Annotated in this window: 15 protein-coding genes and 1 other RNA gene; 5 read left to right on the top strand and 11 right to left on the bottom strand. The window is 66.5% G+C overall.

Annotated elements, in window-relative coordinates:
• Window positions 1-24: 24 nt before the first annotated feature.
• A complete protein-coding gene (locus tag CFP68_RS10325; RefSeq protein ID WP_099826823.1) occupies window positions 25-420 on the bottom strand; it encodes a MerR family transcriptional regulator in 396 nt (131 codons plus the stop codon).
• A 200-nt stretch (window positions 421-620) separates the two neighbouring features.
• A complete protein-coding gene (locus CFP68_RS10320; RefSeq protein WP_099826822.1) occupies window positions 621-1,007 on the bottom strand; it encodes a MerR family transcriptional regulator in 387 nt (128 codons plus the stop codon).
• 142 nt (window positions 1,008-1,149) lie between these two features.
• On the opposite strand from CFP68_RS10320, the gene CFP68_RS10315 reads away from it, so the two are divergent.
• From CFP68_RS10315 to CFP68_RS10305, 3 genes are read left to right on the top strand one after another with little or no spacing between them, the layout of a single operon-like run.
• Window positions 1,150-1,590 (top strand): PaaI family thioesterase, encoded by a 441-nt coding sequence (locus CFP68_RS10315; RefSeq protein WP_099826821.1) that lies wholly within the window; start codon window positions 1,150-1,152, stop codon window positions 1,588-1,590.
• Window positions 1,587-2,126: a PaaI family thioesterase gene (locus CFP68_RS10310; protein WP_099826820.1), complete on the top strand. Its 540-nt coding sequence runs from the start codon at window positions 1,587-1,589 to the stop codon at window positions 2,124-2,126. Before CFP68_RS10315 ends, CFP68_RS10310 begins: the two co-directional genes overlap by 4 nt.
• Window positions 2,119-3,438, top strand: a complete 1,320-nt coding sequence (locus tag CFP68_RS10305; protein ID WP_099826819.1) for an MATE family efflux transporter — start codon at window positions 2,119-2,121, stop codon at window positions 3,436-3,438. The genes CFP68_RS10310 and CFP68_RS10305 overlap by 8 nt, the downstream gene beginning before the upstream one ends.
• On the opposite strand, the gene CFP68_RS10300 is transcribed toward CFP68_RS10305, so the two are convergent.
• Both CFP68_RS10300 and CFP68_RS10295 read right to left on the bottom strand, forming a co-directional pair.
• Window positions 3,435-4,496: a quinone-dependent dihydroorotate dehydrogenase gene (locus CFP68_RS10300; protein WP_099826818.1), complete on the bottom strand. Its 1,062-nt coding sequence runs from the start codon at window positions 4,494-4,496 to the stop codon at window positions 3,435-3,437. The two genes, CFP68_RS10305 and CFP68_RS10300, sit on opposite strands and share 4 nt — an antisense overlap.
• A complete protein-coding gene (locus tag CFP68_RS10295) occupies window positions 4,493-4,831 on the bottom strand; it encodes a DUF952 domain-containing protein (RefSeq protein WP_099826817.1) in 339 nt (112 codons plus the stop codon). The genes CFP68_RS10300 and CFP68_RS10295 overlap by 4 nt, the downstream gene beginning before the upstream one ends.
• Window positions 4,832-4,968: 137 nt before the next feature.
• Here CFP68_RS10295 and CFP68_RS10290 point away from each other — a divergent pair, with 137 nt between their 5' ends.
• Window positions 4,969-6,528 (top strand): bifunctional metallophosphatase/5'-nucleotidase, encoded by a 1,560-nt coding sequence (locus CFP68_RS10290; RefSeq protein WP_099826816.1) that lies wholly within the window; start codon window positions 4,969-4,971, stop codon window positions 6,526-6,528.
• A 140-nt stretch (window positions 6,529-6,668) separates the two neighbouring features.
• Here CFP68_RS10290 and rpmG read toward each other — a convergent pair whose 3' ends face one another.
• The 6 genes from rpmG to gatC all read right to left on the bottom strand — a co-directional run bounded on the left by rpmG (window position 6,669) and on the right by gatC (window position 10,759).
• Window positions 6,669-6,836: a 50S ribosomal protein L33 gene (rpmG, locus tag CFP68_RS10285; protein WP_099826815.1), complete on the bottom strand. Its 168-nt coding sequence runs from the start codon at window positions 6,834-6,836 to the stop codon at window positions 6,669-6,671.
• Between the two features lie 164 nt (window positions 6,837-7,000).
• Window positions 7,001-7,415, bottom strand: an RNA gene (rnpB, locus tag CFP68_RS10280) — RNase P RNA component class A.
• Window positions 7,416-7,426: 11 nt separating this feature from the next.
• A complete protein-coding gene (locus CFP68_RS10275) occupies window positions 7,427-8,134 on the bottom strand; it encodes an N-acetylmuramoyl-L-alanine amidase (RefSeq protein ID WP_241524037.1) in 708 nt (235 codons plus the stop codon).
• The gene (locus CFP68_RS10270) at window positions 8,115-8,903 is read right to left on the bottom strand and encodes a hypothetical protein (RefSeq protein WP_241524036.1); all 789 of its coding nucleotides are present in this window, start codon (window positions 8,901-8,903) and stop codon (window positions 8,115-8,117) included. Before CFP68_RS10270 ends, CFP68_RS10275 begins: the two co-directional genes overlap by 20 nt.
• An 84-nt stretch (window positions 8,904-8,987) precedes the next feature.
• Entirely contained in the window at window positions 8,988-10,472 is a 1,485-nt protein-coding gene (gene gatA / locus CFP68_RS10265) for an Asp-tRNA(Asn)/Glu-tRNA(Gln) amidotransferase subunit GatA (protein WP_099826813.1), read from the bottom strand.
• Window positions 10,472-10,759, bottom strand: a complete 288-nt coding sequence (gene gatC, locus CFP68_RS10260) for an Asp-tRNA(Asn)/Glu-tRNA(Gln) amidotransferase subunit GatC (RefSeq protein ID WP_099826812.1) — start codon at window positions 10,757-10,759, stop codon at window positions 10,472-10,474. The genes gatA and gatC overlap by 1 nt, the downstream gene beginning before the upstream one ends.
• 124 nt (window positions 10,760-10,883) lie before the next feature.
• Here gatC and CFP68_RS10255 point away from each other — a divergent pair, with 124 nt between their 5' ends.
• Entirely contained in the window at window positions 10,884-11,552 is a 669-nt protein-coding gene (locus CFP68_RS10255) for a metal-dependent hydrolase (protein ID WP_099826811.1), read from the top strand.
• A gap of 14 nt (window positions 11,553-11,566) precedes the next feature.
• Here the strand turns inward: CFP68_RS10255 and CFP68_RS10250 are convergent, their stop codons facing one another.
• Window positions 11,567-12,013, bottom strand: coding sequence for a nucleoside deaminase (locus CFP68_RS10250; protein ID WP_099826810.1), 447 nt, complete (start codon window positions 12,011-12,013; stop codon window positions 11,567-11,569).
• Window positions 12,014-12,080: the final 67 nt, after the last annotated feature.

The following is a 12,080-nucleotide window of genomic DNA, read 5'->3' as shown; positions in this document are numbered from 1 at the left end:
CCTCCGGGGGTGCGTCAGCCGATGTCAGGCGGCGTCGTGGCGGTTCAGTTCGGCCAGTCGTTCGGACGTCCAGCGCAGGTGGTCTTCCAGCTCGTTCATCGCGATCTCGAGTTCGGCGTGCTGGCGTTCGAGTTCGGCCAGATGGCGGCCTCCCATTTCCAGCGTCTTGACCAGTTGGGTCTCGTGCTGTTCCTCGGGGTTGTAGAGATCCAGAAGCTGGCGGATTTCCTCGAGCGAGAAGCCGAACCGCTTGCCGCGCAGGATCAGCTTCAGGCGGGCACGATCCCGACGCGTGAACAGCCGCTTCTGACCTTCGCGGATCGGCGCAAGCAGTTCCTTTGTCTCGTAGAACCGAAGGGTGCGCGGTGTCACGTCGAACGTGTCGCACATTTCGCGGATGGTCATCAGGGTCTGGCTCATGGTGAAAACTTTCGACTTGTTATGCCCCCGAGATGCGATCGATGCCTGCACCATACAAGCGTCGTTGACGTTCGGGTAAACGAAACGTGGCGTCATTTCATGCGGGCGACACGACTGGAACGTTCCGCAGAATTTCGCGCAACTTTTGAAGTGCGATCTGGCGCGTTCGGGCGGCGCGATCGCGCCGCCCGAATGCGACCTCAGTCGCCTTCGGGCGAGGTGGACCGCGTGGCGGCCACGCTGTCGCGGGTTTCCTGAAGCTCTTCGATCGTGCGGGCAAGCTGTTCCTGTTCGCGCTTCAGCGTTTCCAGTTGCCGGTCGGCCAGCCGCACCCATTCGTCCATCTGGGCCGCATTTCCCTGCTTGTCATAGATCAGCAGCCACTGCCGGATCTCTTCAAGCGAGAACCCCCACCGGCGCCCGCGCAGGATCAGCGTCAGGCGGGCGATGTCGCGCGGGCCGTAGAACCGCGCGCGCCCTTCCTTTTCGGGATGCAGCAATTCGATGTATTCGTAATACCGCAGGGTGCGCGGCGTCACGTCGAACCGGGCGCACATCTCCTTGAAGGACAGACGTTGATCGGACATTGCGGTTTCCTTTCGATGTGAAGATAGATCAGGGACCGGCGCGGTTCAATCGTGCCCGCGCCCCTGCGACGTTTCGGGGGTTGCCGCGCGGCGGGGAACGGAAAATAAGCGGGCTTGCCCTTTCGCCACAAGGATTGCCGGTATGAATGACACCGTGAAGGCCGTGAACGCGGCCCGTTTCATTGACGCGCTGGCCCACGCGCGTGCGCTGGGCATGTCGCTGGAACAGATCGGCGACGGGCGGGCCGAGATCAGCATGCCCTATGATCCGCGCCTGATCGGCGATCCGGCAACGGGCGTGATCCATGGCGGCGCCGTGTCGGCGCTGATGGATACCTGCGGGGGCGCGGCGGTGATGAGCCACCCGGACGGCACCCAGGCCACCGCCACCATCGATCTGCGCATCGATTACATGCGCGCGGCCACGCCGGGACAGGCCATTCGCGCCCGCGCCCATTGCTATCACGTGACGCGCAATGTCGCCTTCGTGCGGGCCGAGGCGCTGGACGATGACACCGAAAATCCGGTGGCGGCCGCTACGGGCGCCTTCACCTTCGAACGCCGCGAAGGGACGCAGCGATGAGCCGGCCAACCCCCGATCCCGTCGCCGTGGTCAAGCGACGGCGTGACGCCGCCCTTGCGGCCCTGGTGGGCGGCGTGCCCTATATCGCGTTCATGGGCATCAGCTTTGAGCGGCGCGGCGATGAATTGACCGCGATCATGGCGTTCGACGACAAGCTGATCGGCAATCCCGTGCTGCCCGCCCTGCACGGCGGTGCGACGGCGGCCTTTCTCGAGGTGACGGCGATCATCGAACTGGGCTGGTCCCTGATCTGGTCGCGCATGGAGACGGGCGCGCCCGAGCGTCGCACGCAAGGCGACGAACGACTTCTGCGTTTGCCGAAGACCATCGATTTCACAGTCGATTACCTGCGCGCGGGTCTGCCGCGCGATGCCTATGCACGGGCGCGGATCAACCGGTCGGGGCGGCGATATGCCAGCGTCCATGTCGAAGCGTGGCAGGACAACCGCGCCCGACCCTTCGCGCAGGGGACGGGGCATTTCATCATGCCGGACCTTGCGGCGTCGGACCCGGATACGGAGCCGTCCCATGAGTGAGCCCAAGGCCCTGACCCACCGGCGTGTTCTGAACATCGCGTTGCCCATCGTGCTGTCGAACGCGACGATCCCGATCCTCGGCGCGGTGGATACCGGCGTCGTGGGGCAGATGGGGCTGGCCGCGCCCATCGGTGCGGTCGGCATCGGCGCGGTCGTGCTGTCGGCGATCTATTGGGTGTTCGGTTTCCTGCGGATGGGCACCGTCGGGTTGACATCGCAGGCGCTGGGCGCCGGACAGACCGGCGAGGTCGCGGCGCTGTTGTCGCGCGCCCTGATGATCGGGCTGGGGGCGGGGGTGATCCTGATCGCGGCGCAGGTCTGGCTGTTCCACGCCGCGTTCGCGGTGGCCCCCGCCTCGGCCGAGGTCGAAGCGTTGGCGCGCGACTACATGGCGATCCGCATCTGGTCGGCCCCCGCTGCCATCGCGATCTATGGCATCACCGGCTGGCTGATCGCGGCGGAGCGCACGCGCGCGGTGCTGGGCATGCAGGTGGTGATGAACGGGCTGAACATCACGCTGGATTTGTGGTTCGTGCTGGGGCTGGACCTTGGCGTCGGCGGCGTGGCCTTTGCCACGCTGATCGCCGAATGGGCCGGTCTGGCCCTTGGCCTGTGGTTCTGCCGCGCGGCGTTCGCCGTGCCGGCATGGCGCGACTGGCCGCGCGTGTTCGACCGCGCACGCCTGAAGCACATGGCATCGGTCAACACCGATATCCTGATCCGCTCGGTCCTGCTGGAAGCGATGTTCGTGTCGTTCATGTTCCTCGGAGCACAGTTCGGTGACGTGCCGCTGGCCGCGAACCAGATCCTGATCCAGTTCCTGCATATCACGGCCTTCGCGCTGGACGGATTCGCCTTTTCCGCCGAAACGCTGGTGGGACAGGCCATGGGGCGGCGCCGGCCCGATCTGTTGCGCCGCTCGGCGGTGCTGACCTCGGGCTGGGGGCTGGCCATCGTCGTCGTGCTGTCGGCGGGGTTCGCCCTGTTCGGCGGTGCGGTCATCGACCTGATGACCACGGCACCGGATGTTCAGGCCGAGGCCCGCAAATACCTGCCGTGGCTGATCCTGATCCCGGTGATCGGCCTGCCGGCCTTCATGCTGGACGGAATCTTTGTCGGCGCGACCGCGACCCGCGATATGCGCAACATGATGGCGGTGTCGGCGGTGGTCTATGCCGTCGCGGCCTATGTCCTGCCGCCGCTGTTCGCCAATCACGGGCTCTGGATTGCGCTGGTCATTTCGCTGGTGATGCGCGGCACGACACTGTCCCTGCGCTATCCCCGGATCGAACGGCTGGCCGCCCCCGCCTAGGCCAGCCAGTCGTCGCGTCCGGTGCCCACGGCATCGGCCACGTTCGCGAACCCATCCCGCGCCAACAGATCGTCCAGCCCCCGCGCGATGTCGCCGACCAGCGCCAGCCCGCCATAGACCAACGCGGTGTAAAGCTGCACCGCCGCGGCGCCGGCGCGAATCTTGCCATAGGCTTGGGCCGCCGATCCGACGCCACCGACCCCGATCAGGGGCACGCGCCCCTCGGTCAACACGGACAGCCGGGCCAGAACGCGGGTGGACGGATCGAACAGCGGCGCGCCCGACAGTCCGCCCTTTTCGTCGGAATGGGCGCTGCGCAAACCGTCGCGCGACAGGGTGGTGTTGGTGGCGATGATGGCGTCGACCTTCTGCGCCAGCGCAACCTCGGCCAGATCCTCCAGCTCGTCCGCCGACAGGTCCGGCGCGATCTTAAGGAAGACGGGCACCCGACGCTCGAGCGCGTCGCGCGCCTCCATCACCCCGGCCAGCAGGGCCGACAGGGCGGCGGCGCCCTGCAGATCGCGCAGCCGTTCGGTGTTGGGGGATGATACGTTGACCGTGGCAAAATCCGCATAGGGGGCACAGCGCGTCAGAACGCGGGCGAAATCCGCCGCGCGGTCGTCGCTGTCCTTGTTGGCACCAAGGTTCAGGCCGACCGGAATGCCGTCGCGCGGCACCGACAGGCGCTGGGCCATCACTTCCATCCCGTCGTTGTTGAACCCGAAGCGGTTGATCGCGGCGCGATCCTCGCTCAGGCGGAACAGGCGGGGGCGGGGGTTGCCGGGCTGCGGGCGCGGCGTGGTCGCGCCGACCTCGAGAAAACCGAAACCGGCGGATGACAGCGGCACCAGGGCTTCCGCGTTCTTGTCGAACCCGGCGGCCAACCCGACGGGGTTGGGCAGCACCAGACCGGCAATGGTCGTCTTCAGGCGATCCGACGTGACCGGTCCCGGCGACGGCGCAAACCCCGCACGCAGGGCGCGCAGGGCAAAGCCATGGGCGGTCTCCGGGTCCAGCCGGCGCAATGCGGCCAGCCCGAATCGTTCGATGGCGTTCACTCGACCCCGTCGGGCAGGACGTGACCGTCTTCACCCTTGGTGATGGGGCGGTTCCATTTCACATCCGCCAGCGACAGCGCGCGATAGAGGTGCGGAAACTTGTCGCCCTCGCGCGCCTCTTCCCATTTCAGGGAATCGCCCAGGGCATCGGCATCCATCGCGACCAGGACAAGATCGTCCTCGTCGGCGAAGTGACGCTCCAGCGTGCCTTGCACCTGATCGGCGGTCGAAAAATGGACGAAGCCGTCTTCTTCGTCGATGGGCGCGCCGGGGCTTGTACCGAGGTCACGCAGGGTGGCCCATTCCTGGGCTCTCAATATCTTGTAAATCTGCATGGGCGGGTCATGCCCCGCGCGCGATCCGGGGTCAAGGCTCGTGCGTCGCTGCGGGCCGGCCGGGCACGATTGCACTTTGACAGATCGGCCATCCCGCGCCACTCTTTCAGGCAGCCAAACGCCCAAGGGGGGATCCCATGTCCATTCGTCTTCTGTCGTCGGCCGCCGTCCTGGCCCTGACCGCCGGAACCGCCAGCGCCGAATACAAGCTGACGGTCCTGCACACCAACGATTTCCATGCCCGGTTCGAGCCGATCAGCAAATACGATTCGACCTGCGCAAGCGAAGACAACGCGGCGGGCGAATGCTTCGGCGGCTCGGCCCGCCTGGTCACCGCGATCCAGGACGCCAAGGCCCGGTCCGACAACTGGATCCTGGTCGATGGTGGCGATCAGTTCCAGGGCACGCTGTTCTATACCCATTACAAGGGCAAGCTGGCGGCCGAGATGATGAACCGGATGCAATACACGGCGATGACGGTGGGCAACCATGAATTCGACGACGGCCCCGAGGTGCTGCGGGGGTTTGCCGAAACCATCGACTTTCCGATCCTGATGTCGAATGCGGACTTGAGCGGCGAGCCGTTGCTGAGCGACGTGATCCAGAAGTCGGTGGTGATCGAACAGGCCGGCGAAAAGATCGGCCTGATCGGCCTGACGCCGCAGGACACCCCCGAACTGGCCAGTCCCGGCCCCAACGTGATCTTCACCGACCCGTCCGACGCGGTGCAGGGCGAGGTCGACCGCCTGACCGACATGGGGGTGACCAAGATCGTGGTCCTGTCCCATTCCGGCCTGAACGTCGATCGCACCGTGGCCGAGAACACCACCGGCGTGGACGTGATCGTCGGCGGGCACGACAACTCGCTGCTGTCCAACACCATCGAAGGGGCCAAGGGCCCGTATCCCGTGATGGTCGGCGACACCGCCATCGTGCAGGCCTATGCCTATGGCAAGTTCCTGGGCGAGTTGAACGTCACCTTCGATGATGATGGCCGCGTGACCTCGGCCATGGGCGAGCCGATCCTGCTGGACGCGGCGGTGACCGAAGAGGCGTCGGTGGTGGACCGGATCGCCGAGGCGGCCAGGCCGCTGGACGAGATCCGCAACCGGGTTGTGGCCGAAACCACCGCCGCCATCGAAGGCGATCGGGCCGTTTGCCGGGTGCAGGAACGTGCCATGGGCAACCTGATCGCCGATGCGATGCTGGCGCGGGTGGCGGATCAGGGGATCCAGATCGGCTATCAGAACTCGGGCGGCGTGCGGGCCGGCATCGACGCGGGGCCGGTCACCATGGGCGAGGTGCTGACCGTGCTGCCGTTTCAAAACACGCTGTCGACCTTCCGGGTCAGCGGTCAGGCGATCCTGGCCGCGCTGGAAAACGGGGTCAGCCAGATCGAGGATGTCTCGGGCCGGTTTCCGCAGGTGGCCGGCATGACCTTCGCCTTCGATGCCGCGGCCGAGCCGGGGGCGCGGATCAGCGATGTCATGGTGGCGGGCGAACCCATTGATCCCGCGGCGATGTATGGCGTGGTCTCGAACAACTTCGTGCGCAACGGCGGCGACGGCTACAAGATGTTCGTGGATGCCCAGGACGCCTATGATTTCGGCCCCGACGTGGCCGACGTTCTGGCCGAATACATGGCCGCGAACGCGCCCGTGGCGCCGGTGGTCGAAGGCCGCATCACCGCGAAGTGAACCGACCGGGCGGCGGACCGTCAACGCCGCCGCCCGAAATCGGGATCGCGCCGCGTCCTGCGCGAATCGGAACGCGCCAAAGAAAAAAGCCGCGCTCGGACAATTCCGGGCACGGCCTCAAACCATCGGGAGCGGCAGATCTACTTGATCTTGCCTTCCTTGTAATCGACGTGCTTGCGCGCAACGGGGTCGTATTTCTTCACGACCATCTTTTCGGTCATGGTGCGGGCATTCTTCTTGGTCACATAGAAATGACCGGTATCCGCCGTCGAGTTGAGACGGATCTTGATGGTTGTCGGCTTCGCCATGGTTGTCTCTCCTCGCAGGGGCGCAATCCGGGCGCCCACAGAAATCCTGAACCCCGGCTTTTAAACAAGCCGGTCGTCGTGTCAACCGGGATTCGCGCCCGCGACCCAGGCGGCCCACCCGGTTTTTTCTTGCTCCAAATACTCATCTTCGAGCTGGCCCGAATATGCGCGGAGGGCCTGTAAGCCGGATTCTGTATCCCCGCGCCGAAACGCGGGGCGATGACCATTCCTCTGGTCCTCCGATTGCCCGGAGGATCAAGCTGCCAACCCGGATTTCGGGGCTGAAGCGGCCCTGGGGCGAACCCCGTGAAATCCCTATTCGGCATTGCTCCCGGTGGGGCTTGCCGTGCGGGCGCTGTTGCCAGCCCCCCGGTGGGCTCTTACCCCACCGTTTCACCCTTACCTGCATGGGCCGCACGCGACCTGTGACAGGCGGTCTGTTCTCTGTGGCGCTTTCCGTCGGGTTCCCGCCGGGTTGCCCCGCCGATCCCCGCCCGGGCGTTACCCGGCACCGTTGCTTCAGGGAGTCCGGACTTTCCTCGCGCCCCCGAAGGGACACGCGGCCATCCAGCCCTCCGCGCCCGTTGCAATTAGGCGGTGGCGCGGGCTGGGTCAACGGCCATCCGTGCGACGGCGTGGGCCAGCGCCCGGTCGGTCGCGTCGGCCGGGCCGTGCGCCCAGGGGCGAAAGCGCAGGCGGAACGCCGCCAATACCGTGTCCGGATCGACGTCGGCGGGGTATCCGGCGGCGCACAGATCGTCGTGCAAGCGGTCGCCATCCGCCGCGCCGGCGCTCGCGCCGGGCCAGATCGCCAGGCCCTGCAACGCCAGCCGCCGCCAGTCGAACCGTGCACCAGGGTCTATCTTGCGCCCCGGTGCCATGTCCGAATGACCGATGAGGCCGGCGGGCGCAATCGCCCGGCGCGCCATGATATCGCCGAGCAGGCGTTCCAGCGCGACCATCTGGCGTTCGGGGAAGGGCGAACGTCCGTCATTGTCCAGCTCGATTCCGATCGAGCGCGAGTTGACGTCGCCGCGTCCCCGCCACGCCCCCGCCCCGGCATGCCAGGCACGGTCGTCCTCGCGCACCATCTGCACGGTGTCGCCGTTCGCGCCGATCAGGTAATGGGCCGACACCTCGAACGCGGGATCGCACAGCCGCGCCAGGGCCGCCTCCATGGTGGCCATGGCCGTGTAATGCAGCACCACCAGGTCGGGCACCAGACCGCCCCGGCGCGCGCCGAAGTTCGGCGACGGATGCCAGCGGACGGGCAGGGGATCAGTTGCGCGCGACGGCACGGAACGGCGACGGATCCCAATAGCAGGCAAAACCGTCACCATCGGGATCGACGCCCAGGCGGTCACGCTGAGGACCGCCGTTCTTCAGGAAATCTTCCTGCGCCCGGTCGGGCGATGCATAACCGGCGCAGGCACGCTGGAACTTGGCGTCCTTGTTGAACGACGACCGGCTATAGATCTGCTGGCCGACGTTGTTGGTGGTGGACAGCGCGAAGGCCACAATATTGGGTTCGCCGGCGTTCGGACGGCTGGGCACCGCCGTCGGCTGGATCACCCGATACGCCTCGCGGTTCTGTTCGATCCGTTCGCGATCCGATTCGATGGTTTCACGCTCGGCCACCGCGCTGAAGTCCTGTTCATCCGAAATGCCGGGATTGTTCACCGGTGTCTGCGACACGGGCTGGGCCGGAGTGATGGCGCTGATCGGGGCGCCGGTTACCGGCGCCGGCGCCGGGAACCCGTCGGACGTGGCGGTGGATGGCGGCGGCGTGGTCGCCGAGGGCGTGCCGATGGGCAGGCCCGCGGCGCGCAGGTCTTCGTCCGAAATGACGCGGGGCGCGGGATCGGGCGTGTTGACCGGTCGCCCGGTGTCCAGCGGCACGGTCCCGCCGCCGCGCAGCGCGACCTCGCGCTGCTGACGCTGGCGTTCGTAGGCGTTGTAATCATCGAAGCCGACGCCTGCGCCGCTGTCGGGGATGGTCGGCGCACAGGCCGTCATGGCAAAGGCCAGAAGAACAAGGGTCGCGCCGATTTTGCTTGCCGGTGTCACGTCTCTTTTATCCGATTGCTGCCTGTTTGCGCCGTGCGGAACGGGGGCATTGCCCTGCGCTGCCCCCGTTCCAAGAGGTCGAAGTTACCACCATTTCGCAGGTTTGGCCACAAAGCCCGCGGCCCGCTCCAGCGTATAGGCGACGTTCAGCAGATCGGCTTCCTCCCACGGGCGGCCGATCAGTTGCAGACCCAGCGGCAGGCCCTTCGCGTTCAGCCCCGCGGGCACCGCAACGCCGGGCAGACCGGCCAGGTTCACCGTCACCGTGAAGACGTCGTTCAGATACATCTGCACCGGGTCGGCGTCGGCCATGGCTCCCAGCGGGAACGCGGCCGAGGGTGTCGCGGGGGTCAGGATCGCATCGACACCATCGGCGAACACGGTGTCGAAATCCCGCTTGATCAGGGTGCGGACCTTGCGCGCGCGGTTGTAATACGCGTCGTAGAATCCCGCCGACAGCACATAGGTGCCGACCATCACGCGGCGTTGCACCTCCGCGCCGAAACCTTCGGCGCGGGTCTTTTCATACATCTCGGTGATGCCGTCGCCCTGCGACAGTTTCGCACGATGGCCGAAGCGCACGCCGTCATAGCGGGCCAGGTTGCTTGACGCCTCGGCCGGGGCGATGACGTAATAGGCGGGTAGGGCGTATTTCGTATGCGGCAGCGAGATGTCGACGATCCTGGCCCCGGCATCGCGCAGCATGGCGGTGCCGTCTTCCCACAGCTTTTCGATCTCGGACGGCATGCCGTCCATCCGGTATTCCCTGGGGATGCCGATCGTCTTGCCCTTGATGTCGCCGGTCAGCGCCGCTTCGAAATCGGGCACCGGCATGTCCATGCTGGTCGAATCCTTGGGGTCGTGGCCGCACATGGCCGACAGCATGATCGCCGCATCGCGCACGTCCTTGGTCATCGGTCCGGCCTGGTCCAGCGACGAGGCGAAGGCCACGATGCCCCAGCGCGAACACCGCCCATAGGTCGGCTTGACCCCTGTGATCCCGGCAAACGCGGCGGGCTGGCGGATCGAGCCGCCGGTGTCGGTGCCGGTCGCGGCAAGGCACAGATCGCCCGCCACCGCCGCCGCCGATCCGCCCGACGATCCGCCGGGCGTCAGGTCGGCGCCGTCGTCGCCCTTCCAGGGGTTCACGACGTTGCCATAGGTGCTGGTCTCGTTGCTCGACCCCATGGCGAATTCGTCCATGTTCAGCTTGCCCAGCATCACGGCGCCGGCGTCGAACAGGTTCTGGGTAACGGTCGATTCGTATTCCGGGCGGAACCCGTTCAGGATCGCGCTGGCGGCCTGTGACGGCACGCCCTTCGTGCAGAACAGATCCTTGATGCCCAGCGGAATGCCGCACATGGCGGGCGCGTCGCCCTTGGCAAGCCGGTCATCGGCGGCCTTTGCCTGTTCGCGGGCGATGTCGGGCGTGTGGTGGGCAAAGGCGTTCAGCTTGCCGGATCCTTCGGCGGCCGCCAGGCAGGCTTCGGTCAATTCGGTCGCGGTGATGTCGCGCGCGCGCAGCTTGTCGCGGGCGGCGGCGATGGTCAGGGCGTTCAGATCGCTCATCATTCCACCACCTTCGGCACGGCAAAGAAACCCTCGCGGGCGTCGGGCGCATTGGCCAGAACCGCCTTCTGCTGGGCGCCGTCCGTCACCACGTCGTCGCGCCGTTTCAGCCGCATGGGCGTGACGCCGGTCATCGGCTCGACCCCGTCCACATCGACCTCGTTCAACTGCTCGACAAAGCCGAGAATGGTGTTGAATGCATCGGCCAGCGCGGGCAGCGCATCGGGTTCGACCCTGATACGGGCCAGCTTGGCCACGCGGGCGGCGGTTTCGGTGTCGATGGACATGTGGCGGCTCCGGGATTTCCTGTCGCCTGTGCGTTTATCCATTCGCATCGCGGGCTTCAAGCGCGGCGCGCTTTCCCCCTCGGTGCGCTGTGTTACACTGAGGGCAAACACGAAAGGACATGACATGAAGATCATCTGGCTTGGCCACGGCAGTTTCCGCATCGAGATCGCCGATCAGGTGTTGCTGATGGACCCGTGGTTTACCGGCAACCCGTCATTCCCCGAAGACCGCAAGGCCGAAGCGGTGGCCGGCGCGACCCACGTCTTGCTGACCCATGGTCACGGCGATCACGCCTCGGACGCGGCGTCGCTGGGCCTGCCTGTGGCAGGAATGGTCGAGCTGATGAAGTGGCTGGACGATCAGGGGGTCGAGACCACCGGCTTCAACAAGGGCGGGACCATTACACTGGGAGATGTGAAGGTGACGATGGTCAACGCCACCCATTCATCGACCACGCCCGATGGCGGCCATGCCGGCTCCGAAGCGGGGTTCATGATCTCGGGCGAGGGGCGCACGATCTATTTCAGCGGCGACACCGACATCATGGCCGACATGGAATGGATGGGCGAATTGCACCGCCCCGATATCGGCATCCTGTGCGCCGGCGGCCATTACACCATGGGCATGAAGCGCGCGGCCTGGGCGGCCAAGCGGTATTTCCAGTTCCGCACCGTCATTCCCGGCCATTACAAGACGTTCCCGCTTCTGGCGCAGGATGCCAAGGCGATGATCGCGGCCCTGCCGGACGTGCAGGTCCTGACCCCCGAGGTGATGGAGGTTGTGACGCTCTAGCGTCGCGCCGGGTCTCAGCGGCGGGCGCGAAAGAAATCGCGCAACAGGGTTTCGGCCTGATCGGCGGCGATCCCGTCATAGATTTCGGGAACGTGATGCGCCTGGGGGTGGGTGAAGATCCGCGGCCCCTGGGCCACGCCGCCTGATTTCGGATCGCCCGCGCCGTAATAGAGCCGGGCAATGCGGGCGGCGGAAATCACCGCCGCGCAAGCCGGGCAGGGTTCCAGCGTGACCCACAGATCGCAACCCGGCAGCCGGTCGGACCCGAGGGCGGCACAGGCCGCCCGGATCGCCAGGATCTCGGCATGGGCGGACGGGTCGTGCAATTCGCGCGTGCGGTTGCCGGCCCGTGCGATCACGACACCGCGCGCCACGACCACGGCGCCCACCGGCACCTCGCCACGGGCGGCGGCAGCGCGGGCCTCGGCCAGGGCAATCTCCATGTGCGACACAAAGCTCATCCTGCCGTTGTGCCGGTTTTACGCGCCCTGTCCACCGTTGCCTTGATGGCGGTTGCGCCGCTAGAAG

It is taken from the genome of Oceaniglobus indicus (genome assembly GCF_002751875.1).
GTDB lineage: Bacteria > Pseudomonadota > Alphaproteobacteria > Rhodobacterales > Rhodobacteraceae > Oceaniglobus > Oceaniglobus indicus.
Note: the sequence above shows the minus strand (reverse complement) of the source record. Positions and strands in the feature narration are given on the sequence as shown.

Bases quoted from the DNA above. Each gene is read 5' to 3' on its own strand.
- CFP68_RS10295 (WP_099826817.1), bottom strand. From the start codon at position 4,831: ATGCAGATTTACAAGATATTGAGAGCCCAGGAATGGGCCACCCTGCGT.
- CFP68_RS10305 (WP_099826819.1), top strand. From the start codon at position 2,119: ATGAGTGAGCCCAAGGCCCTGACCCACCGGCGTGTTCTGAACATCGCG.
- gatC (WP_099826812.1), bottom strand. From the start codon at position 10,759: ATGTCCATCGACACCGAAACCGCCGCCCGCGTGGCCAAGCTGGCCCGT.
- CFP68_RS10250 (WP_099826810.1), bottom strand. From the start codon at position 12,013: ATGAGCTTTGTGTCGCACATGGAGATTGCCCTGGCCGAGGCCCGCGCT.
- gatA (WP_099826813.1), bottom strand. From the start codon at position 10,472: ATGAGCGATCTGAACGCCCTGACCATCGCCGCCGCCCGCGACAAGCTG.
- CFP68_RS10290 (WP_099826816.1), top strand. From the start codon at position 4,969: ATGTCCATTCGTCTTCTGTCGTCGGCCGCCGTCCTGGCCCTGACCGCC.
- CFP68_RS10255 (WP_099826811.1), top strand. From the start codon at position 10,884: ATGAAGATCATCTGGCTTGGCCACGGCAGTTTCCGCATCGAGATCGCC.
- CFP68_RS10310 (WP_099826820.1), top strand. From the start codon at position 1,587: ATGAGCCGGCCAACCCCCGATCCCGTCGCCGTGGTCAAGCGACGGCGT.
- CFP68_RS10325 (WP_099826823.1), bottom strand. From the start codon at position 420: ATGAGCCAGACCCTGATGACCATCCGCGAAATGTGCGACACGTTCGAC.
- rpmG (WP_099826815.1), bottom strand. From the start codon at position 6,836: ATGGCGAAGCCGACAACCATCAAGATCCGTCTCAACTCGACGGCGGAT.
- CFP68_RS10315 (WP_099826821.1), top strand. From the start codon at position 1,150: ATGAATGACACCGTGAAGGCCGTGAACGCGGCCCGTTTCATTGACGCG.
- CFP68_RS10320 (WP_099826822.1), bottom strand. From the start codon at position 1,007: ATGTCCGATCAACGTCTGTCCTTCAAGGAGATGTGCGCCCGGTTCGAC.